The organism is Chlorobiota bacterium, assembly GCA_016700335.1.
Taxonomy (GTDB): domain Bacteria; phylum Bacteroidota; class Ignavibacteria; order OLB7; family OLB7.
On record CP065014.1, the window covers coordinates 1,648,185 to 1,670,024 of the forward strand.

At 28.1% G+C, this 21,840-nt stretch carries 22 protein-coding genes; 10 read left to right on the forward strand and 12 right to left on the reverse strand.

Annotated features, from left to right (window positions below; all coding sequences use genetic code 11):
• Positions 1 to 47 precede the first annotated feature (47 nt).
• The 3 genes from IPP08_06725 (at position 48) to IPP08_06735 (ending at position 2,323) form a co-directional block, all read left to right on the forward strand.
• Complete coding sequence (locus IPP08_06725; protein ID QQS65482.1) at positions 48 to 761, forward strand: YebC/PmpR family DNA-binding transcriptional regulator; 714 nt, start codon at positions 48 to 50, stop codon at positions 759 to 761.
• A 97-nt stretch (positions 762 to 858) separates the two neighbouring features.
• Complete coding sequence (truA, locus tag IPP08_06730; protein QQS65483.1) at positions 859 to 1,653, forward strand: tRNA pseudouridine(38-40) synthase TruA; 795 nt, start codon at positions 859 to 861, stop codon at positions 1,651 to 1,653.
• Positions 1,654 to 1,657: 4 nt separating this feature from the next.
• A complete protein-coding gene (locus IPP08_06735) occupies positions 1,658 to 2,323 on the forward strand; it encodes a rhomboid family intramembrane serine protease (GenBank protein ID QQS65484.1) in 666 nt (221 codons plus the stop codon).
• Positions 2,324 to 2,332: 9 nt separating this feature from the next.
• Here the strand turns inward: IPP08_06735 and phoU are convergent, their stop codons facing one another.
• The 6 genes from phoU to IPP08_06765 form a co-directional block, all read right to left on the reverse strand.
• Positions 2,333 to 2,998, reverse strand: a complete 666-nt coding sequence (gene phoU, locus IPP08_06740) for a phosphate signaling complex protein PhoU (protein QQS65485.1) — start codon at positions 2,996 to 2,998, stop codon at positions 2,333 to 2,335.
• A gap of 45 nt (positions 2,999 to 3,043) precedes the next feature.
• Positions 3,044 to 3,799 (reverse strand): phosphate ABC transporter ATP-binding protein, encoded by a 756-nt coding sequence (gene pstB, locus IPP08_06745; protein ID QQS65486.1) that lies wholly within the window; start codon positions 3,797 to 3,799, stop codon positions 3,044 to 3,046.
• A gap of 49 nt (positions 3,800 to 3,848) precedes the next feature.
• On the reverse strand, positions 3,849 to 5,003 hold the full coding sequence (locus IPP08_06750) for a phosphate ABC transporter permease PstA (protein ID QQS65487.1): 1,155 nt from the start codon (positions 5,001 to 5,003) through the stop codon (positions 3,849 to 3,851).
• 71 nt (positions 5,004 to 5,074) lie between these two features.
• Entirely contained in the window at positions 5,075 to 6,262 is a 1,188-nt protein-coding gene (pstC, locus tag IPP08_06755) for a phosphate ABC transporter permease subunit PstC (protein ID QQS67846.1), read from the reverse strand.
• 163 nt (positions 6,263 to 6,425) lie between these two features.
• Positions 6,426 to 7,256 carry a phosphate ABC transporter substrate-binding protein gene (locus IPP08_06760; protein QQS65488.1) on the reverse strand — a complete coding sequence of 277 codons (831 nt, stop codon included), beginning with the start codon at positions 7,254 to 7,256 and terminating at the stop codon, positions 6,426 to 6,428.
• An 83-nt stretch (positions 7,257 to 7,339) separates the two neighbouring features.
• Complete coding sequence (locus tag IPP08_06765) at positions 7,340 to 8,605, reverse strand: hypothetical protein (GenBank protein QQS65489.1); 1,266 nt, start codon at positions 8,603 to 8,605, stop codon at positions 7,340 to 7,342.
• A gap of 220 nt (positions 8,606 to 8,825) precedes the next feature.
• Between IPP08_06765 and IPP08_06770 the strand changes: the two genes are divergently transcribed.
• Both IPP08_06770 and nuoK read left to right on the forward strand, forming a co-directional pair.
• Positions 8,826 to 9,332, forward strand: coding sequence for an NADH-quinone oxidoreductase subunit J (locus IPP08_06770; GenBank protein QQS65490.1), 507 nt, complete (start codon positions 8,826 to 8,828; stop codon positions 9,330 to 9,332).
• Between the two features lie 48 nt (positions 9,333 to 9,380).
• Complete coding sequence (nuoK, locus tag IPP08_06775) at positions 9,381 to 9,686, forward strand: NADH-quinone oxidoreductase subunit NuoK (protein QQS65491.1); 306 nt, start codon at positions 9,381 to 9,383, stop codon at positions 9,684 to 9,686.
• Between the two features lie 90 nt (positions 9,687 to 9,776).
• On the opposite strand, the gene yidC is transcribed toward nuoK, so the two are convergent.
• From yidC to rpmH, 4 genes are all read right to left on the reverse strand, one after another.
• Positions 9,777 to 11,633, reverse strand: a complete 1,857-nt coding sequence (yidC, locus tag IPP08_06780) for a membrane protein insertase YidC (GenBank protein ID QQS65492.1) — start codon at positions 11,631 to 11,633, stop codon at positions 9,777 to 9,779.
• Positions 11,634 to 11,769: 136 nt separating this feature from the next.
• Positions 11,770 to 11,979, reverse strand: a complete 210-nt coding sequence (yidD, locus tag IPP08_06785) for a membrane protein insertion efficiency factor YidD (protein QQS65493.1) — start codon at positions 11,977 to 11,979, stop codon at positions 11,770 to 11,772.
• On the reverse strand, positions 11,976 to 12,374 hold the full coding sequence (locus tag IPP08_06790; GenBank protein ID QQS65494.1) for a ribonuclease P protein component: 399 nt from the start codon (positions 12,372 to 12,374) through the stop codon (positions 11,976 to 11,978). The genes yidD and IPP08_06790 overlap by 4 nt, the downstream gene beginning before the upstream one ends.
• A 112-nt stretch (positions 12,375 to 12,486) precedes the next feature.
• Positions 12,487 to 12,639 (reverse strand): 50S ribosomal protein L34, encoded by a 153-nt coding sequence (rpmH, locus tag IPP08_06795; protein ID QQS65495.1) that lies wholly within the window; start codon positions 12,637 to 12,639, stop codon positions 12,487 to 12,489.
• A gap of 118 nt (positions 12,640 to 12,757) precedes the next feature.
• On the opposite strand from rpmH, the gene IPP08_06800 reads away from it, so the two are divergent.
• From IPP08_06800 to queG, 3 genes are read left to right on the forward strand one after another with little or no spacing between them, the layout of a single operon-like run.
• Complete coding sequence (locus IPP08_06800; protein ID QQS65496.1) at positions 12,758 to 14,041, forward strand: insulinase family protein; 1,284 nt, start codon at positions 12,758 to 12,760, stop codon at positions 14,039 to 14,041.
• 24 nt (positions 14,042 to 14,065) lie between these two features.
• Complete coding sequence (locus IPP08_06805; protein ID QQS65497.1) at positions 14,066 to 15,436, forward strand: insulinase family protein; 1,371 nt, start codon at positions 14,066 to 14,068, stop codon at positions 15,434 to 15,436.
• 45 nt (positions 15,437 to 15,481) lie between these two features.
• Positions 15,482 to 16,423, forward strand: coding sequence for a tRNA epoxyqueuosine(34) reductase QueG (queG, locus tag IPP08_06810; GenBank protein QQS65498.1), 942 nt, complete (start codon positions 15,482 to 15,484; stop codon positions 16,421 to 16,423).
• A gap of 7 nt (positions 16,424 to 16,430) precedes the next feature.
• Here the strand turns inward: queG and porQ are convergent, their stop codons facing one another.
• Positions 16,431 to 17,369, reverse strand: coding sequence for a type IX secretion system protein PorQ (porQ, locus tag IPP08_06815; GenBank protein ID QQS65499.1), 939 nt, complete (start codon positions 17,367 to 17,369; stop codon positions 16,431 to 16,433).
• Between the two features lie 77 nt (positions 17,370 to 17,446).
• The gene (locus IPP08_06820) at positions 17,447 to 18,160 is read right to left on the reverse strand and encodes a 1-acyl-sn-glycerol-3-phosphate acyltransferase (protein ID QQS65500.1); all 714 of its coding nucleotides are present in this window, start codon (positions 18,158 to 18,160) and stop codon (positions 17,447 to 17,449) included.
• 330 nt (positions 18,161 to 18,490) lie between these two features.
• On the opposite strand from IPP08_06820, the gene IPP08_06825 reads away from it, so the two are divergent.
• Positions 18,491 to 19,696 (forward strand): AI-2E family transporter, encoded by a 1,206-nt coding sequence (locus tag IPP08_06825; GenBank protein ID QQS65501.1) that lies wholly within the window; start codon positions 18,491 to 18,493, stop codon positions 19,694 to 19,696.
• A gap of 162 nt (positions 19,697 to 19,858) precedes the next feature.
• Positions 19,859 to 21,820, forward strand: a complete 1,962-nt coding sequence (locus IPP08_06830) for a hypothetical protein (protein QQS65502.1) — start codon at positions 19,859 to 19,861, stop codon at positions 21,818 to 21,820.
• The last annotated feature ends 20 nt before the right edge of the window (positions 21,821 to 21,840 follow it).

Consider the following 21,840-nt stretch of genomic DNA (forward strand, 5'->3'; position numbering starts at 1 on the left):
ATAAACTTGGTTTTTTGAATATTATTTAATAATTTTTCAATTGAAATATGGGTCGTGCTTTTGAATTCCGAAAAGGTAGAAAATTAAAACGTTGGGGGAAAATGTCAGTTTCATTTACCCGAATTGGTCGTGAAATTGCTATGGCTGCTAAAAGTGGAGGTGGTGATCCGGATACAAACTCTAGATTAAGAATGGCGATACAAAATGCGAAAGCAGCAAATATGCCAAAAGATAGAGTTGAATCAGCTATTATTAGAGCTACTAATAAAGATGCTAGCAATTATGAAGAAGTTATTTATGAAGGTTATGCTTCTCATGGAGTTGCAATATTAGTTGAAACTGCAACCGATAACCCAACAAGAACTGTTGCTCATGTTAGATCTTGCTTTAATCGTGGTGGTGGTGCTTTAGGGAAATCTGGGTCTTTAGAATTCATTTTTGATAGAAAAGGTATTTTTAAAATTGACCCTACAAGTTTGGATTTAGATGATTTAGAACTTGAATTAATTGATTTTGGCTTGGAAGAATTAATTAATGAAGAAGATGAAACATTAATCTATACTAATTATGATGATTTTTTAAAAATGCAAAAAGCTTTAGAGGATAGGAAAATTAATGTAATTTCTGCAGAAAAAGATAGAATCCCCAATAGCACCGTTGATGTTAATGATGAACTTCAAATTGATATTTACAAACTAATTGATAAAATGGAAGATGATGATGATGTAATAGCTGTCTATCATAATATGAATGAAACTTAAATATTAGGAGGTATATTTACCTCCTTTTTTTTAATGTCGATTTATAGATTCAATTTTCTCAATTCCACAAATTTCAAAAATTATTAAAATTATTACAATGCCTAGATATAAATTAACTATTGAATATGACGGTACAAGATATTCTGGATGGCAAATTCAAAGATCTGCTAAAACAGTACAGGGTGAAATAATACAAGCTTGTAAACTTGCTTTTGGTGACGTTGGTGAAGTGATGGGTTCAGGAAGAACCGATGCTGGAGTCCATGCTTTAGCTCAAGTGGCTCACATCGATTTTAAAAAGGAGATTTCTGAGAGAGAAATGATTTATGGTTTAAATGATAATCTCCCTTTTGACGTAAATGTTATCTCTTCAATCAAAACTGTAGATAAATTTCATGCAAGATATTCAGCCTTAAAAAGAAGTTATGTTTATCAGATTTCTAGAACAAGATCTGCTTTCGGTAAAAGTCATTTATGGTGGATTAAAGATACACTTAATTTAGGAACTATGCGAAGAGCAGGATCTTTATGCGTTGGTATGCATGATTTCTCATCATTCGCTGAATTAGATAGAACAAATAAAGATGCTACTAAAGTTTTAGTTGATTCTTTAGATATAATTGAATATGGTGATTTAATACTTTTGAGAATTAGAGCTAGTCACTTTTTATGGAAAATGGTAAGGCGATTAACTGGAGCATTAGTAGAAGTTGGTAGAGGAAATTTGACAGAGAATGAATTTGCAAATGCTCTTAATTTTAATACTGAATTCCAGTTAAAATTTACAGCTCCTCCATCTGGATTATTCTTAGAACAAGTATTGTATCCTGGAGATACTTTTATAAAAGAGTTACATCCTCCAATTGCCTCTTTAAACTTAACTAATTTTTAGATTAATGTATTTAGTTTACTTCATAATTGGAATAAATATGATTGCCTCATTATATGGTTTTAAAAATGAATTTTTCCTAGAAAAATTTATGTTTAAAACTGATAAAATACTTCAAAATAAAGAGTATTATAGATTAGTAACTTCTGCATTTATTCATAATGATTTATCACATTTAGGATTTAATTTATTTAGCTTTTATTCTTTTGGTAGAATACTAGAAATAGAACTAGGATTTTTTCCATTTTTGATCATCTATTTAGTAAGTTTAATTGCTTCTGAGTTATTTTCTTTATATGTTCATAGGATAAACCCAAATTATAGAGCTCTAGGTGCTTCGGGAGCAATAAGTGGTGTAATTTTTTCATTTATAGTATTTTTCCCAGATACTAAAATGTCTGTTTTTTTTATTCCAGGAATTCCTGCTTGGCTTTTTGGAATTGTTTACACATTAATTTCTATTTACGGATTGCAATCAGGGGCTGGAAGAATAGGTCATTCCGCCCATTTAGGAGGTGGTATTGCTGGAGTATTAGTAACTTTAGCAATGTATCCTTTTCTAATTTTTGAATCAAGTTATGTTATTGCAGGAATTTTAATTCCATTTGTAATTTTTACAATAATATTATTAATTCAACCAAATTTTTTTAACAAAATAAAATCTTTAGAATAATTAATAAACTTAGGATGTAAGACCTTTATGTCTTATGTTATTTGCTTCTAAATAAAATATAATCTCCTCTGAAATATTAGTTGTCTGATCTCCAACTCTACTTAATTTACGTATTGCAGATAAAAATATTATTGCCTTTTCTGCTCTTTCTGGGTTACTTTTTATATTTAACGATATTGAAGAACGAGCAGTTGAGTTGTAATTATCTAAAATTTTATTCAACTTAAAAACTCCACGAGCAGTAACTGAATCATCATTTTGAAATGCATTAAAAGTTAACATTAGCATTAACTTAGATTGTTCAAACATTTGGTTTGCTTGAGTAATTTCTAAATACTCCTTATAATCTTCAATATCATTTCTATTTACAAATTTTGCTAATCCATTTGCTGCGTCACCAATTCTTTCTAAAAAAGAATTTATTTTTAAACAAGATAATACAAACCTTAAATCAGCTGCAACTGGATTAAATAATGCTATTACATTTTCGCATTCTGAATCGATATTTACTTCAATTTCATTAACTATAATTTCATTTTCTTTAATGCTTTCACTTAATTGTTTATCTCCAGAAATGAATGCTTTTTGACTATTTTCAATTTGACTAATTACAAGTATAAACATTTTGTTTATATGCAATTTCAAAGATTCTAATTCTTTTTGTATTAAAGACATAAGGTTTATTATTTAATTATAAAAATTTTATAAAAATTGAAAATCCTATCCAAATTTTCCTGTAATATAATTTTCTGTTTTTTCATTTTTTGGATGTGTAAATATATCCCTAGTTTTATCAAATTCTATCAATTCTCCTAAATAATAAAATGCTGTATTATCACTTACTCTTGAGGCTTGTTGCATGTTATGCGTAACAATAACAATTGTGTATTTAGATTTTAAATCAGCAATCAGTTCTTCAATTTTAGATGTAGATAATGGGTCTAATGCACTACAAGGTTCATCCATAAGCAAAATCTCAGGGTTTACAGCTATTGTTCTTGCAATGCAAAGTCTTTGCTGTTGACCACCAGATAAACTAAATGCAGAATCATTTAATCTATCCTTAACTTCTTCCCATAAAGCAGATGATTTCAAGCTTTCTTCAACTATTTCATCTAATTTAATTTTATCTTTTATACCATTTAACTTAGGACCAAATGTAATATTTTCATAGATAGATTTTGGAAATGGATTGGATTTTTGAAATACCATTCCAACCATTTTTCTCAAGTTAACTACATTTATTTTTTTTTCATAAATATTAATATCATCAATAAAGATACTCCCTTCTATCCGAACTGAAGGAATAAGATCATTCATTCTATTTAAAGTTCTAAGAAAAGTAGATTTACCACATCCAGAAGGACCAATAAATGCAGTTACTTCATTTCTAGGTATATCAATGCTAATTTTATTAAGAGCTTGCTTTGCTCCATAATATAAAGATAAATTTTCAGTTTTAATTATTGAATTCAAATTTTTGAGTAAAACTAGTTATAAATGACTTTACAAATTTAAGTACAAATTAATAAGAAATAGTTTTTCTACGAATTCTACTTCTAATAATTATTGCAATAATATTTAATGCTAATGTTAATGCAATTAGAACCAAAGTAGTTGCATACTGAATAGGCATTGTTTTATCAACATCTGGAGATTGTGTTGCTAGAACATACAAATGATAGCCTAGATGCATAAATTGATCACTCAAGGACTTTGGAAGAGATTGTTGAGAATATACAACACCTGTTAATAAAATTGGAGCAACTTCACCTGCTCCTCTAGAAACTGCAAGAATTGCACCAGTTAAAATTCCACCAATTGAACTAGGTATAACAATTTTATAAATTGTTTCAAATTTTGTAGCTCCCAATGCTAATGATGCTTCTCTAATTTCTTTTGGAACAGTTCTTAATGCTTCTTCAACAGATACAATTACTACTGGTAAAGTTAGTAATGCTAAAGTTAATGCAGCCCACAACAATGATGGCTTTCCCCATTTCAAATCTACTTTATTTAGTAAGAAATTATTCAGATCTTTAGAATTAATTTTAACTGATTCTCCATTTGGATATTCTTGAATAAAATTATTTACAGATCTAAATTTAATTGAATCAATATTTTTTAAGTAAGACGTAATTTCTTGCAGAGAACTAGATTTACCTTCTAATGGTGCATTTTTTAAAGTTAAAACTTGAACAGTATTTTCTCTTAAAGAATTCCATTTAAATGTATCAATATTAGCACCAACTGTTTGAATAAAAAAACCTAGACCAAAAAGTCCGTAAACTATAGATGGAACTCCTGCTAAAGTATTTACAGCAAATCTAATAATTTTAGAAAAAATAGAACTTTGTAATGCGTATTCATTTAAATAAATAGCAGTCATAGTACCAATAGGAACTCCTATAACAACCATTACTAAAACAAGTAAAAATGTGCCGTAAATGGCAGGGAAAATTCCTCCTTCGGTGTTCATATTCTTAGGATCATGTGTTAGAAATGACCAAGTAACATTTGGCAATCCTAACAAAGCAAAATTGGAAATTATCAAACCAATCATGAACAATACTATTAACAAACTAACCAAAGGTAAACCATACCCAATTCCACCAAGAATTTTATCTTTCTTGTTTGATTTTTTTGAAAATAATGCTTCAGTATTGTATTTATTTATCATTAATTTAGTTCAACTTTTTTTTGATTGACTTTAGAAAATGTTTACTCATTCAAAATTTCATTACTTAATTACTAAATTCCTTTGAATTTTTTTAGTAACTTTTGTTTAACATAAAATTCAGTAATAAAATTGATTACAAAAGAAACGATAAACAATAAAACTCCTAAAAAAAACAACACTTGATAATGAGGTGAACCAAAAACAACCTCTCCCATTTCAGCGCCAATTGTAGCAGAAATTGTTCTTACAGATTCAAAAAAGTTTAAACTTACATCACCCGCATTTCCAGTAGCCATTAATGCTATCATTGTTTCTCCCATTGCTCTTCCAAAACCTAATAAAACTGCAGCAATAATTCCAGGTGTTGCAGCTGGTACCATAATTTTATAAACTGTCTGCCATTCTGTTGCACCTAAAGCTAATGCAGCTTCTCTCAATGACTTTGGGACAGAAGTTAATGCATCATCGGTTATCGTATAGATTATAGGTATTGAAACCAATGCTAAACCAATTCCTCCAACAATTGAATTTAATCTTATTTCAGTACCAAACACTGATTGAACAAAGGTTGCTATTGTCATTAAACAAAAAAATCCAATAACTACAGATGGAAAAGCTGCGAGTATTTCCATAATTGGTTTTAACCATTCTTTAATCCTAACTCCAGCAAAAAATGCAGTATATATTGCTGCAAAAATTCCTATTGGTGCAGCTAATAAAATTGCGATAAAAGTTGTTTTAAGCGTTCCTAATATAATTGGATAAATTCCATATCTTGGGAACTCTGAATTTGGCTGCCAATTCCTATAAAATAAATGTGATAACTTTACTTGAGAACTGTGTGTCAATATAGGATAATCGTATCCAATTATAGCTCTTGCTGCAGAATCTGGGTTTATGTTAACTTCAGGTTGGATAGATTTTATGATTAACGAATCTGAAACCTCTGGGTTATATGAAATTATATCCTCATCAGTTTTTTTAACATCTGATTTATTTATAGAATTATTAATATCCTTTTGCTTATTTATTAATTCAACTTCAGGATTGTATTCTATAATATCACCTTGCTGCGTTGAATTATTTTTAACTGATAATTTATTGGAATCTGAATTTAAATTATCTCCAATTGGATTATATTCATCAACTAACAACTCCTCATTATGACTATCTGAAGGCTTTATATTTAGAGAATCTAATTTAGCTTTATTAAAACTAAAAACTATTGGTGAAGCTTCTTTAAATATAAACAAAAACATTAAGAAAATAAAAACAACTGAAAGAGTGGCTGTAAAATATATGCCACCTTCAACTATCTTCTCAACTAGTTTACTGTTCTTCTTATATAAATTATTCAATTGATTAAAAAAATAAAACAAGTGGAAGATTCAAATTTCCACTTGTTTGAGTTATTATTTTCAGTTATTTTATTGAAAAATATCCTACCTTTTGTACTGTTGATTGTCCTTCTGTACTTAATACCCAATCAATAAATTCTTTAGTTTTTCCTGTTGGTCTGTTAGAAGTATAAAAATACAAAAATCTTGAAATTGGATAAGTACCATTTTTTATTGTTGATTCACTTGGAGAAATATAGTTATTACTATTATTTGCAACAGGAATAATATCACATCCTTTAGTATAAGCAAAACCACCATATCCAATACCATTTGGATCTTTTAATATTGCGTTTACAATTGCAGCAGTTCCTGGCAAAGTTTGAGTAGATGAAGCAAAATCAGCTCCATTTAATACATGATCTTTAAAGAAACCATAAGTTCCTGAACTATTTTCACGACCATACAATACTATCCTGGCATTTTTACCACCTATTTGATTCCAATTAGTAACCTTTCCAGTGTAAATATCTTTTAACTGAGCCATTGTTAATCCTTTTATACTTTGCGATGGATGAGCATAAATAGTAATTCCGTCTTTAGCAACTTTAATTTCAACACCTGGTGAACCATATCTAGTTTTTAATTGTGTTTTTTCACTTAATGATAATGGTCTTGAAGAAGCACAAATATTTGTTGTTCCATTTATAAGGGCTGAAATACCAGTACCAGAGCCACCTCCAGTAACTTGTATTTTAACTCCAGGATTTTTATTCATAAATAATTCACCCCATTTTTGATTTAATATAACCATAGTATCTGAACCTTTAATTGTTATGGATTCTCCTGCAAAAAACCCAAATGCAAATAAAGATGATATTAAAAGTACTAAAATAGAAGATAATTTTTTTTGCATTGTTATTAATTTTGTTTGAAATGTTTTATTTAATTGAACTTTTAATTTAATAAAATAAACAATTTAAATTTTATTTATAATAATTAAAATTTAAATTGGCAACGAAATGTTGTTTTAGTATCTTTTACATCATCAACAATTCCCAATTCGTTAGTATCAAAAGATGGTAATTCATGCCATAAAGTAAATCTAATATTTTCATAGAACCAACTACCTCCAAATCCTAAAATACTTGTTTTTGCATCATTTACTGATTTTACTTGACTTCCCGATAAATCTGTATTTTTATCAAAAGTATCGAATCTTGCAGCAATTTGGAAATCATTTGTAATATTTTGAACTAAATAAGCATAAAATCCATTTTGATTTCTTAATACCAAAGAATCTAAGTTTGAAGAACCAGTTTTAGGAAAAGGACGTGATCCACTCATTAATTCTCCTTTTAGAATTGTTCCACCAAATGGTAATAAATCTAGATATACTTGAGCTTCTATATTGAAATTTTTTCTTGTTCCAAAACCTCTGTTATCACTTACATCCACATTTTTAATTTTCTTAAGTAAACTATCTTGAAAAGAAATTATTGAATCACCTGTTAAGGTTCCACCGTAATACATTGAAGCACCTAAATCTATTTGAATTGGTGACTCACTTCCTAACGGTAATCCAAAAGTTAATCTACCAATAATGTCTTTATATGGGTCTGTTTCAGAAGCTGTTAATGCTCCACCTCCGTTGAAAATTCCTAATTGAATCTTTGGCATAAAATCAGTTATCAATTCTTTTTGATAAGTAAACATTATTCCCAAATCTCTTTCTTGAGGATAAAAAGCTCTTGTAACTTGTGATCTTTCAGTTGCTTCCCTAGCACTTGAAGAAAGCTCAACTTCATAATTAGGTCTATTGAACGATCCAAATGTAAATTTCAACTCATCATTAGGTAAAATTCCAAGTTCACCATAAACATCTTTAATTGTAACTCCTCCTTCCGAAATATCAGGTTGAAGAACTCCAGTAAATGGACCAGATTTGTATTGGAATTTAATTCTTCCTCTTCGTATTGTAAATAAATTTTTTCTTGAATCTGAATAAAAAGCTTTTCCTCCAACATTATCCTTTTGATCAAATCTTAACCAATCAGATTGTAAATAACCTGAAATCTTAATTTTTTTTAGGTTGATTAAATCATTTTCAGTAGTTACTACTCTATCTGTTAATCCATCTAAATTTTCTTTCAATTCTTCAATAGTTAACTTTGAATTTGATTTTTCATCATTTGAATTATCTTGTGCTAACAAATAACTTGAAGTTAAAAAGGAAATTAAAATAGTAAATAAAATTCTAAGCATAAGTTTAAATAGTTTTTTTTTGTAGATATAATTTTAATTAAAAAGAAGTTCAAATTTGTTATACAAAAATCGGGAACTATTGTTACTTCAATTTTAATTTAATGTTAAGGTTTGTTAATATAAGAATTTAATTATTTGATTATTAATCACTTTAAATTTGATTATTTAAATTTATATAATTAACAACAAAATCTTATTTTTGTTAATAAATAATAATAGAATGTTTGAATCAATTGTCTTTTTTATACTATCATTAATGGCAATTATATCTGCCATTTGTGTTGTAACATTTAAAAATCCAGTTAGCTCAGCAATGATGCTAGTAACTCATTTCATTTCTTTATCTGGTTTATACTTAACACTTAATGCTCAATTTTTAGCAGCATTGCAGATAATGGTTTATGCTGGTGCAATTATGGTTTTAGTAGTGTTTGTAATTATGTTATTAAATTCAGGGAATGAAGAATCGTTTATACAAAAATTTTCAAATAGAAAAAGCTTATCTATTGCTTTATCTATTTCATTAGGTGGTTTGTTAATAATTGTAATTAGTAAATTTGTATTTTCAAGTAAAGAAAAAATTGTTAATATAGATGTTGGTTCTATTCAAGGGATTGGGAAAGCACTATTTGGTAACTATATATTCCCTTTTGAGATGATTTCTTTAGTATTATTAGCTGCTACTGTTGGTGCTGTTGCAATGACTAAAAAACATCTTGAAAATTAATTCTTATTTGTGATTTTTTGTTTCAATCAAAAGTTTTAAATTAAAATTATGGAAATACAGCTTTGGCATTATTTAACATTAAGTGGAATTCTGTTTGTGATTGGTGTTATTGGTGTTTTAACCCGTAGAAATGCAATTGTAATTTTTATGTGTATTGAGTTAATGTTGAATTCTGTAAACTTAACATTAATCGGTTTTTCAAAATACTTAAATGATAACTCTGGTCAGGTATTAGTATTGTTTGTTATGACTGTAGCTGCAGCTGAAGCTGCTGTTGGATTAGCTGTTTTACTTTCATTGTTTCGTAATAAAGAGACAGTTTATCTTGATGAAGTCAACATTATGAAATGGTAAATCTTAAATATGAATTAATTTTTTATTAAAAAAAAGTCCATAATTAAAATTAAATTATGGACTTTTCATTTTTATAAAAATGAATTATACTTATTTCTTTTTTTGTTCAACTGCTGTTCTACCATTTAGATTACCTTTCTGGCTTTGTTGCATTTCTGCAATTTTTTGTGCCTCTGCCATTTTTTTGGAAAACCAACCTTGTTTTTTAGTTTTAGCTTCACGTCTCAAATCCTCTAAAGTCATTGTCGATTTACTAAATTTATTCATAGCTACTTGTTGCAAAGCAGAAGCAATATTAAATGTCAAATAATATAAATTCAAACCAGCTGGCATTGAATTAAACATTATTGTCAAGAATACTGGCATAAAATACTGCATCATTTTCTGATTTGGATCAGAAGATGGAGTAGGTGTTAATCTCATTTGCAATACCATTGAAGCTCCCATAACAACTGCTAACAAACTTAAATGTGAACCTAACAATGGAAAATTAAAACCTAGTGGAATTAAATTATCTGCTAATGACAAATCTTTAAATATAATGAAACTTGATTGCCTTAATTCAATTGCAGAACTAAGTGTTTGCCAAAGTGCTGAGAAAATTGGTAACTGCAGTATCATTGGTGCACAACCTCCCATAGGGTTTATACCATATTCACGGTAGAGTTTGGCATTTTCCATTTGTAGCTTTTGAGGATCATCAATAATTTTCTCCTTATTTTCTGCCATCAATGGTGCTAACAATTTCATCTTTTGAGCCGATCTCATTTGAGGTAAACTTAAAGGCCATAAAATAGTTTTTATAATCAATGAAAATATTATTATAACTAAACCCCAATTATTAATAAAACTATGAATAAAGTTGAATAATGGCATCATAAAATACTCAGAAATTGGTCTTGTAAGCCATTCTAAACTGAAGTTATTTAATTTACCTAAACCATAAGTTTTTACAATTTCTCTTTCTAATGGTCCTAAGAATATTGTATAATTCCCTTCATTTCCTGTACTATTTAAACTCAAACTAAATCTCTTTATATGACCACCACTATCTATGTTCCTTATGTTTCCAATAACATTTACAAAACCGTTGTTAATTGGAACTGATGGAATTATTGCATATCCAAAATATTTAACACTACCTCCAATCCATTCTACTTTCCCAGATATTGTATCTTTTAAAGGTTCGTCTGGTTTTGAGACATCAAATTTTTTCATTTCTCCATCATGAAAAACATGAGAATGAGACCTCGTTCCCTCATCAACTGAGTTATATTCTTGAAAATTAATGCTATTAGGCCAATTTAATCTATAAGGGCTTCCAGTTTTTATATTGAAACCTATACCATATTTATCTCCATAAAAAACAAATCTTTTCTCAATTTGTGGGTTGGTTGAATTGCTATTTGAATCTGATGAAATATTTGGATTTAATTTAGCAGTAATAATCAATGAATCTTTTTCACCAATTATAATGTTATCATTTTTATCTAAATTAAAATCTAAACTTTCAGTTGAAACGTATTTTGAATTCAAACCAATATCGACTCCTAAAACACCTTTAAAGTTAGCAGAATCACATATCAATTGAGCAGGCTTACCATACCAATTATGATATTTTTTTAATTCAAATTTACTAAGTAAAGCACCTTTTGAACTAATTGTAGCTTTATATAAAGGTGTTTCAATTACAATATTTTTATTGATACCTGACGAATAATTTAATAACTCGCTAGGTAAATCTGATTTAACTTCAGGCAGATTTGAGGTTGGTGGTTTGGATTCTTGCTTTACGTTATTATCTTGTGCAACTGATATGTTTTCTTTTTTAGGATCAGATTTTGGAGCAAAATAAACTGACCAAACTAAAAATATTACACCTATTAATACAAAAGCTAAAATACTTCTTTTATCAAAAGCTGGATTCTGTTCTTGAGGATTACTCATCTAATTTTTTTTGTATTAAATACTTACTTGTTAATTAAATAACTAATTAGCTAATAATATTGTTTCACTATTAATTTTTATAAAGGGCTAATTAAATTACATATTATATATTTATCTTCATAATTTTTCAAAGAAATTATGGTACTTCATCTATTCCACCTTCATGAAATGGATGACATTTAGAAATTCTTTTTATCCCTAACCATCCACCTTTAAGAATTCCGAATTTAATTATTGCTTGCTTAGTATATTCAGAACAACTGGGAACAAATCGGCAACTTGATGGAGTTAATGGTGATATGAAATTCTGATAGAATTTAATTATCGAAGTAAAGACAAATTTCATTTAGATAATTTAAATAGCTTAATTTCTAACTTCCTCAAGCATTCATTAATTTCAACATTAATTTTACTAAATGGTATAATGTCTTCAGATTTGTTTTTTCCAATCCAAATAAAAGTTGATGAAATTGAATATCCATTTAGCTTAGATAAATTTAGCTTAGAAAATCTATAACATTCTTTCATTTGCCTCTTAATCTTGTTTCTTGCTGGAGCACAACCATATTTTTTTCTAACTGAAAAACCCATAAGGATTTTACTTTCAACAGTTATATCGTTTAAATCAATAATAAATTTTAAAATTAAATTTTCTGATTTAATTGATCTACCATCATTGAAAAGTTTGTAGAATATTTTTCTCCCACGTAAAATTTCTCTACGTGGGAGAATATGTTTCATAATATTTTGCTTTGCAATAAACAATTAAATTATATCTGAAATTAATATAATTTTACATTCAATTAAAAAATAATCAAAATAAAATTCAGATATAAAACTACTTTTTAATCTGTTAATAACGTGGTTCATCACTTACAGTAAGTTTGTGACGACCTTTAGCTCTTCGAGCATTAATAACTCTACGGCCATTTTTTGTAGCCATTCTAGCACGGAAACCATGTGTGTTAGCGCGTTTTCTTCTACTAGGTTGAAATGTTCTTTTCATATTTAATACATTTAATTAATTCAAAGGATTGCAAAGATAAGGAAAATGCCCATTACTCAAAAAAATTTTCTAACTTTGAACAAAATAAATTATTATTGTCGAAAACTAAAAATTAATATTGATCAATTTAGAAAAGAATTCTCCAATTTTAAAGTACGAAAAATTTAAGTTAACCAATGGATTAACTGTCATTTTACACCCAGACAATTTATCACCAATAGTTACAATTAATTTGTTATACATGGTAGGAGCAAAAGATGAAGTTAGAGGTATAACTGGATTTTCTCATTTGTTTGAGCACTTAATGTTTGAAGGTTCTAAAAATATTCCAAAAGGAATGTATGATTATTATTGTACTGAAGTTGGTGGTGAAAATAATGCCTATACAACAAATGATTATACAGATTATTATATAAGTTTACCAAGTAATTTTATTGAACTTGGATTATGGATGGAAAGCGATAGAATGGCTGGTTTTCTTATAAATCAAGAATCGTTATATACTCAAATTGATGTTGTATTAGAAGAAAAAAAACAGACATGTGATGATACACCATATGGGAATTCTACTACCCAATTAAGAAACATTTCTTTTGATAAAAATCATCCATATAGTTGGGACACAATTGGAACAGAAGAAGATATTAAAGATGCTACTTTAGAAAAAGTTGAAATGTTTTATAATCAATATTATACACCAAATAACTCTACATTAGTAATTACAGGTGATTTTGAAATAGCAGAAACTAAATTATTGGTAAATAAATATTTTCAAGATATTAACCCATCCTTAGAAGTTGTTAATCGTTTTAAACAAGATAAATCTTTATTAGAATTTGGAAATTCTTTAGTTGTAAATGACCCTATTGCTCCACTAAATGCAGTCTTTATGTTGTTTCATTTACCTGAACAAAACAGTCCTGATTATAGGGCATTAGAATTATTAAGTACAATTCTTGGTGATGGTGAAAGCTCTAGGTTATATAAGACATTAGAGTACCAACTTGAAATTGCTTCTGATACTGAATCATATATATTTGAAGGTAGTTTGTGTTCTATGTTATTTATATATTCAATTGCTGATAACAATAAAATTTCTGCTTCCAAATTGGAAAAAGAGATAATTAATTGTATCCAAATAATAGGTAGTGAAGGAATAACTGTTGAAGAACTTGAAAAAGCAAAGAATAAAAATGAATCAAGAATAAATTATTATATACAATCCTTAATGAATCGAGCCGAAAGATTAGCATATTTTAGTTCATTTTATGATAATCCAAATATGGCTTTTAATGAGTCTAAGTTATTTTCAAATATCACTATTGAAGATATTAAACGTGTTTGTAATAAGTATCTGGTTGACCAAAAACATAATTCTGTTAGTTACTTTGTTAATAAATAAATTTCAATTTAATAAATATTTTAAATGATTACTTTCGATAGATCTAAACCTCCAGCACCTGGTAAACCAAGACCTTTCACCTTTCCTGATTATATTAAAACAAAAGTTTGTGGTGAAATCCCACTTTATATAATTCAGAATAATTTTGTTCCTTTGGCTTCTGTTCAACTTGTATTTAGAAGTGGTTCAAACTGTGAAGGAGATAAAGCAGGATTAGCAAATTTCACATCTGAGTTATTGTTAAGCGGAACAAAAAATAGAGATACAGTTCAACTTGCTGAAGAAATAGATTATCTTGGTTCAAGATTAGAATCATATTGTGGAAGAGATGAGATAACTATTTCTTTGGGAATTCTTTCTAAATTTCTTGAAAAAGGAATTGAATTAATGTCTGATATTGCAATTAATCCAATCTTCCCGATTGAAGAAATAGATAGAGAAAGAAAACATGCAATATCAGCAATAGTTCAAAATCAAGCTGACGCTTCATATTTATCAGCTATTCAATTTAAAAAAGAAATATTCGGTGCAACACCTTATGGAAGAGAAATTACTGGTACAAAAGATTCATTAAATAACTTAACTATAGATGATTGTATAAATTTTCATAAAAATAATTTCACATCAGATAACGCTTTTTTTATTGCTGCTGGAGATATTACTGAAGACTCAATAAAATCTCTTTTAGAAAAATATTTTTCAAATTGGGTTTCCAAAAAAGTTGAAGTTGTTAAAAATTTTGATTTTCCTATTAAACATAAATCAAATAAAGTTACATTAATCCACCGTCCAAAATCAGTACAATCTTCATTACGTATAGGAAAAAGATCTATAGAAAGAAATAACCCAGATTACTTACCATTGACAATTTTAAATACTTTGTTTGGAGGTTATTTTAATTCCAGATTGAACATTAATTTAAGAGAAAAAAATGGTTATACTTATGGAGTTAGATCAAGTCTTGAATCAAATAATTCAATTGGAAGTTTTTATATTGGAAGTCAAGTTAGATTGGACATTACATCAAATGCGATTCAAGAATGTTTTAATGAGTTAAATTTGATAAATGAAGTATTAATTCCAAGTGAAGAGTTAAATATTGTAAAAAATTATTTAATAGGTTCTCAAGCATTACAGTTAGAGACTTCAGAACAAGTAGCCAGTTTTGTTAGAGCTATTTCAATATATAATTTAGACGATGATTATTATAAAAATTTAGCAAGTTTAATCAGACAAATTTCTTCTGAGCAACTTAAAGAGTTATCTAATAAGTATTTATTCAATACTGGTTATGATATTATTGTTTGTGGGGATGCTACAAAGATAAAGGATTCATTAATTCAATTTGGTGAGTTAAAAATTATAAATCAAAAAGGAGAATTAATTGAAATTTAATTCAACTAATTTTCAATATTCAAATTTCAATATAAATTTCATTGATTGAATTACTTAAATAATAAAATAATCGAATATTCAAAAAATGTATTAGGGTTTGATTTTATTGAATTTGCCAAACCTGAATTGTTAATAAGTGAAGTTAACTATTTGGAGAACTGGTTGAAACATGGGCTTCATGGAAATATGACTTGGCTTGAAAGAAATATTGAAAAAAGAATTGATGTAAAGCAGATATTACCTAGCACTAAAACAGTTATTGTTTTAGCTAAAAATTATTACAATAATTTTCAACAAAATGATAAACCTGATGTAGGAAAAATTAGCAAATATGCTTGGGGAAGAGATTATCATAAAGTACTTGGGAATAAATTGAAGTTGTTAGATAAATTTTTAAAAGAGTTGTCTGAAAATGTAGAAAACAAATGGTATGTTGATACAGGACCTATAATGGAGAAACAATGGGCTGTAAAAGCTGGCTTAGGATGGATGGGAAAACATACAAATATTATTACTCGTGAAATTGGTAGTTGGATTTTTTTATCGGTAGTATTAACAAATTTACAAATAGATACGGGCTCACCAATAGAAGATTTTTGTGGTGATTGCACTAAATGTATTGATGCATGCCCAACTGATGCATTGTTTGAACCATACAAACTTGATTCTAACAAGTGTATATCATATTTAACAATTGAGTTGAAACCCAATTTAGAAATAAATCCAGATCTTTCTAAAAATTTTAAGAATTGGATTTTTGGATGTGATATTTGTCAGGATGTATGCCCATGGAATAAATTTCAAAAACTATCTGAAGAGCCAGATTTCAAGCCAAGAGTTAATCTTCTTAATTTTAATTTGGAAGAATTATTGAATATGGAAGAAGATGAATTTAACCTTAAATTTGAAGGTTCACCAATAAAAAGAACTAAACATTCTGGTATTAAAAGAAATATTGAATCAATAAAAGTTCATCATAAAAAATGAAATTACATTATAATTTCACATTGATGCTAATTCTATGTAAAGAACCTAATCTTGAAAAAGAGTTAAATCCATAATCAATTCTATATTCTTGAATTATTAAACCAAATCCTCCTGAAAAACCAGCAAGCTCTTTTGACTCTCCAAAAGAAACATCACTTCTTACTTTATTATTATAACCAAATCTTAACCTAATTGGATTTGAAATTTTGAATTCTCCACCAATATTAAAATAAGAAAATCTATTGAAAAACTCATCATTGTTATCAAGTAATCTTGTGAAATTTAAAGCTACAAATAATGGTAATCCCTTTAATTGATGACTTACACCAACTCTTAAATCAATTGGCAAATCCTCACTCTTATCATTTATTTTTGAAAGTTGAGTTCCTAAATTTAATATTGAAACACCAACTTGTAATCTTCTTAATGTATCTTGATAAAATAATCCACCATCTAAAGCAATTGCAGAAGTAGAATAATTATCAATATTTGAAAAGATAAGTTTACTACTAAGACCAACAGAAATTTCATCATTTAAATATGTACCGTATCCAATTGTAAAGGCTAAATCATTTGCACCAAAATCTCCTTGAATTACTCCATTTTTGTCTGTTCTTTTAAAACTTCCATAGTTTATATAATTTACCCCAGCTCCTAATTTTCCAATTCCTTCAAAATTATTTCCATAAAATAAAGTTCCACTGTTTATATCAAGTAAATGTTTAAAAAAACAAAAACTTACTTGTTGAGAAATAATTGTATTAATTAATGCTGGATTATAATGGAGCATTGTTGGATCGTCAACAACAGTTAATGTAGCTCCTCCCATAGCAGCAGACCTTGCTGAAGCATCATTGTGAAGGAAATCAAAAATTCGTCCTGATTGAGAATATGATTTAAGGTTTGAACTTAAAACAGTTAAAATAATAATTATAAGTTTTTTCATATAAGCGAAATAACAAAAACAATTTAGATTAGACAAGTCAATAATAATTCCATAGTGAAATTATCAATAAATAATTCTTAGCTTAAATTAAGTTTAATTAAATCTTCAATATCAGATTTAATTGTATTCATTAATTCAAATTCCTCAGCTCTGGTCATATCTTTCTTAACAATTCTTGGTTTTCCAAAAATTACACATACCTTTTGTGGTTTTATTAACCAAGTTCCTTTTGGCATAGAATTAAATGAACCTGATATTGCAACAGGTATTAAAGGTACTGTCGCTTTAACTGCTAATTGGAATCCTCCTCTTTTAAAATTACTTATTTTGCCATTTGAGGTTCTAGTTCCTTCAGGAAATATTAGTACTGATTTTCCATTTTGAATTTCAAAAGCCGCTTTTTCCAAACTTAACATAGCCTTTTTAATATCTTCTTTGTTAATAGAAATATGTGGACTTCTTTTTAAACTTGAACCAAAAAAAGGTACTTTATGTAATGAATCCCTATAAATAAATCTTGCCATAAATGGTATTGAAACTGTTAGTATTGGAATATCTAAAAAACTTTGATGATTAGATAAGAATATATAGTTTTGACCTTCTTGAATATTTTCTAATCCAATTACTTTTACTTTAACATTAACACAGAACAATGTGAACCTTGCCCAAATTTTAGAAACTTTATAATAATTATCACCTGTTTTATCACTCCAAATTGCTATAATTGTAAGCCCTGAAAATAATATTATTTCTATAATTGTAAGGGGTAACAAAAGGAAGAATCTTATCATAATTATAATTTATCTTAATAATTATTTAATGGAATTGATAATAATATTATTAATAAAGTACAATGAATAATAATTTTAATAAAATCTCTTTATTATTCATACTTTAATTTAAAGTATTTTATTGTCTAAAAAAAATAAATTAAAGTATTGAACTACATGAACTTATTAAAAGTTTATAATAGTTATTTATTTCTCTTTAGAAGTATATATAAATCATCAGGCAGTTATAATGCTTATTTTAAATAATTATTATTAAACTTATAAATATCTATTATCAATAAAATTTAATAACATTTTTTAGATTTATATTATTTCTAACCTAAATCTTATATGAAAAACATTTTACAAAATCATTCAAATTTAGCCATCTCTACAGGTATTATTTTTTTGTTAGCGACATTTGTTATGATATTTATTCCTAATCCAACAATACATCCAATTGTATTTCTTGGTGCTCAAATTTTCATTCTATATCCCTTTAGAAATGAAATTTTAGCAAGGAAATTAATACAATTAGGAGTTATCACTATAATAATATGGTTACCTATTAATTTATCTGGAGTTTTATTTCCTTTCATATTTGCATTTATTTTTGCTTATCTTTGTGCACCAATTGTTGAAGTATTAGAAAAGAGAGGATTTCCAAGATGGTTATCATCATTATTAATAATACTAATTGTTGTTGGGATTTTAACCCTATTCTTCATTTTTGTTATCCCAACAATAATAGATCAATTTAACCAATTGCTTAATCAAACTCAAGCAATGGTTGAAAATACTAACTATCAGTTAGAAATTAGCAAACTGAAAAAAACACTTAACGGATTTGGAATTCCACAGAAACAGGTTGATGAAATTGTTTCTCATTATATTGAACCAAGCCTAAAAGAAGTAGGTACATGGATTTTTTCAAGAATTGGTTTTGTTATTAAAAATTTGGCGGGTATCCTTGAAGGGGTTTTTAATTTAATTTTGATACCTTTATTATCATTTTACATTTTAAAAGATTTCAGGAAATTTGAAACATTTACTAGAACAAAAATATTAGTTAGCCAAAGAGGGTTGATTAAATATTTAGTTAAAATTGACGATATATTAAGTTCATATATCAGAGGCATTTTACTTACTTCTTCATTGGTCGGAATTGTTACAACGATAATTTTATCAATTTTTAATACACCTTTTGCAATTGTTATAGGTATACTTACTGGAGTATTAAATTTAATTCCAAGCGTAGGAATGTTAATTAACATTGGAGTTGCCGCATTGGTTTATTTGTTTACTCCAGGTGATTTTTGGACAAATACTATTATAACAGCATCAGTGATAATTGTTTTACATGCAGTAAATGCTTACGTTATAGAACCAAAAATAATTGGTCACAAATTAGGTCTACATCCAGTTATTTTATTAGCTTCATTATTCATTTGTGCTCATTTGTTTGGATTTTTAGGTCTTCTTTTTGGTGTACCATTAGCTGCAATAATTGTCTCCTTTATAAATGAATGGTGGATTGATAAAGATGTTGTTATATAATTTTACTTTTCATATAATTTTTTAAAATAACCATATCAGAATAATTAATTGATTAATAAATAAATAGTTTTCTAAAATCAGGTTATTGTAGTAATCTGAGTTAATAATAATAATAGTTTAAAAATTGAGTACAAAAAAGAAACTGATAAAATCAAAGTTGATTTGATCAAAGAAGCGAAACTAGAAATTAACGGACCAGAAAAAGGAATCGTATTTTTTGTTGGAACTCCTATTGGTAATAAAGAAGATATTACTTTAAGAGCGCTTAGAACCTTAGAATTTGCAGATGTAATAGTTTGTGAAGAGGAAAAGATTGGGGCAACTTTACTTAGGAATTACAACATTTCTAAAAACCTCATTACAATGAATGAGCATAATGAATCTGAATCTAGTGAAGAAATCATTTCATTAGTTAATAATGGTCAGAATGTTGCAGTAGTATCAGATGCTGGATTACCATTACTAGCAGATCCTGGAAATACATTGTTAAAAAGAATTAAATCTCAAAGTATAAAATTTGTTATTATACCAGGAGTAAGTTCAGTAACTAGTGGATTATTAGCAAGCGGTTATGATAACGGACATTTTGAATTTGTAGGTTTTTTACCTAGAAAAACTCAAGAAAGAAGAGAATCAGCAATTGCTTTATCTAATATACCACATACTGTTGTTTTACTTGAAACTCCTTATAGAATGAGATCTTTACTTAATGCTCTTTCTGAGATTATGCCAAACAGAATCGCAGCTATTTGTTTGAATATGACTATGCCTCAAGAAATAGTTGTAAGTGGAACTTTATTAGAATTGCAAGAGAAATTTTCTGAGAAGAAAATACGAGCTGAATTTGTTTTAGTTTTAGCTCCAATTGATCTTAAGAATGATGTTCGGTTTATTGAAAAAGTAAGTTATGAATTTTCAAATGAAGTTGTTACTCCAGAGGAAATTTATGATGAAGTTACTCAAGATTCTACTTTTGATAACGTTAAAGCTGTTTTATCACCTGAAGATGAAAATCAAAATGAAGTAAATTTATATTCAGTAGAACAATTAGATTTAACTAATAATGATGTATTTGTTGATAAAAAATCAAATGAAAAAGAAAAACTTTTTGGTAATCGCAGAAGTTTTGAAACTAATTTTGATGATGAAAACATCAATCAATCTGTAAATAAACCTTTTAGATCTAATGATCGAAAGGAATTTGGTAATCCTAATACTTCTCGTGGAACTTCAAGTCAACATAGAAATGAAGGAAGACCTCTAAGAGATGATTCTAGAGGAGGTTTTGGCGACAGACCTCGAAGAGATGATTCTAGAAGTGGTTTTGGGGATAGACCAAGAAGAGATGATTCTAGAGGTGGTTTTGGAGACAGACCAAGAAGAGATGATTCTAGAGGTGGTTTTGGAGACAGACCAAGAAGAGATGATTCTAGAGGTGGTTTTGGCGACAGACCAAGAAGTTCTGATTCTAGAGGTGGTTTTGGCGACAGACCAAGAAGTTCTGATTCTAGAGGTGGTTTTGGAGACAGACCTCGAAGAGATGATTCTAGAGGTGGATTTGGGGGTGATAGACCGAGAAGTTCAGATTCTAGAGGTGGATTTGGGGGTGATAGAACTAGAAGTTCAGATTCTAGAGGTGGATTTGGGGGTGATAGAACTAGAAGTTCAGATTCTAGAGGTGGTTTTGGCGACAGACCTCGAAGAGATGATTCTAGAGGTGGTTTTGGGGATAGACCGAGAAGTTCAGATTCTAGAGGTGGATTTGGGGGTGATAGACCGAGAAGTTCAGATTCTAGAGGTGGATTTGGGGGTGATAGATCGAGAAGTTCTGATTCTAGAGGTGGATTTGGGGGTGATAGACCTAGAAGTTCAGATTCTAGAGGTGGATTTGGGGGTGATAGACCGAGAATTTCGGATTCTAGAGGTGGTTTTGGGGGTAACTCAATTAGAGGTTCATATGGAAAGAAAAAAGAAGATGATGGATACAATAAATCATTCTTTGCAAAAAAGAAAGAACCTGTTGATAGAAAACCATTAACTTCATTTTCTTCTGATAGAGATGGTGATTTCAATTCGTTAAATGAAAAACCAATAAGAAGAAGTGCTCCGAGAAAAAAATTCTAAGTTTTAATAGGTATATTTAT

What these genes read in the sequence shown, in the direction of transcription:
- IPP08_06820 (QQS65500.1), bottom strand. Translation starts at nt 18,160, where the DNA reads ATGATAAGATTCTTCCTTTTGTTACCCCTTACAATTATAGAAATAATA.
- IPP08_06760 (QQS65488.1), bottom strand. Translation starts at nt 7,256, where the DNA reads ATGCAAAAAAAATTATCTTCTATTTTAGTACTTTTAATATCATCTTTA.
- yidD (QQS65493.1), bottom strand. Translation starts at nt 11,979, where the DNA reads ATGAAATTTGTCTTTACTTCGATAATTAAATTCTATCAGAATTTCATA.
- phoU (QQS65485.1), bottom strand. Translation starts at nt 2,998, where the DNA reads ATGTCTTTAATACAAAAAGAATTAGAATCTTTGAAATTGCATATAAAC.
- IPP08_06735 (QQS65484.1), top strand. Translation starts at nt 1,658, where the DNA reads ATGTATTTAGTTTACTTCATAATTGGAATAAATATGATTGCCTCATTA.
- nuoK (QQS65491.1), top strand. Translation starts at nt 9,381, where the DNA reads ATGGAAATACAGCTTTGGCATTATTTAACATTAAGTGGAATTCTGTTT.
- truA (QQS65483.1), top strand. Translation starts at nt 859, where the DNA reads ATGCCTAGATATAAATTAACTATTGAATATGACGGTACAAGATATTCT.
- IPP08_06725 (QQS65482.1), top strand. Translation starts at nt 48, where the DNA reads ATGGGTCGTGCTTTTGAATTCCGAAAAGGTAGAAAATTAAAACGTTGG.
- IPP08_06770 (QQS65490.1), top strand. Translation starts at nt 8,826, where the DNA reads ATGTTTGAATCAATTGTCTTTTTTATACTATCATTAATGGCAATTATA.
- porQ (QQS65499.1), bottom strand. Translation starts at nt 17,369, where the DNA reads ATGAAAAAACTTATAATTATTATTTTAACTGTTTTAAGTTCAAACCTT.
- IPP08_06805 (QQS65497.1), top strand. Translation starts at nt 14,066, where the DNA reads ATGATTACTTTCGATAGATCTAAACCTCCAGCACCTGGTAAACCAAGA.
- yidC (QQS65492.1), bottom strand. Translation starts at nt 11,633, where the DNA reads ATGAGTAATCCTCAAGAACAGAATCCAGCTTTTGATAAAAGAAGTATT.
- pstC (QQS67846.1), bottom strand. Translation starts at nt 6,262, where the DNA reads ATGTTTTTGTTTATATTTAAAGAAGCTTCACCAATAGTTTTTAGTTTT.
- IPP08_06825 (QQS65501.1), top strand. Translation starts at nt 18,491, where the DNA reads ATGAAAAACATTTTACAAAATCATTCAAATTTAGCCATCTCTACAGGT.
- IPP08_06750 (QQS65487.1), bottom strand. Translation starts at nt 5,003, where the DNA reads ATGATAAATAAATACAATACTGAAGCATTATTTTCAAAAAAATCAAAC.
- IPP08_06790 (QQS65494.1), bottom strand. Translation starts at nt 12,374, where the DNA reads ATGAAACATATTCTCCCACGTAGAGAAATTTTACGTGGGAGAAAAATA.
- rpmH (QQS65495.1), bottom strand. Translation starts at nt 12,639, where the DNA reads ATGAAAAGAACATTTCAACCTAGTAGAAGAAAACGCGCTAACACACAT.
- IPP08_06765 (QQS65489.1), bottom strand. Translation starts at nt 8,605, where the DNA reads ATGCTTAGAATTTTATTTACTATTTTAATTTCCTTTTTAACTTCAAGT.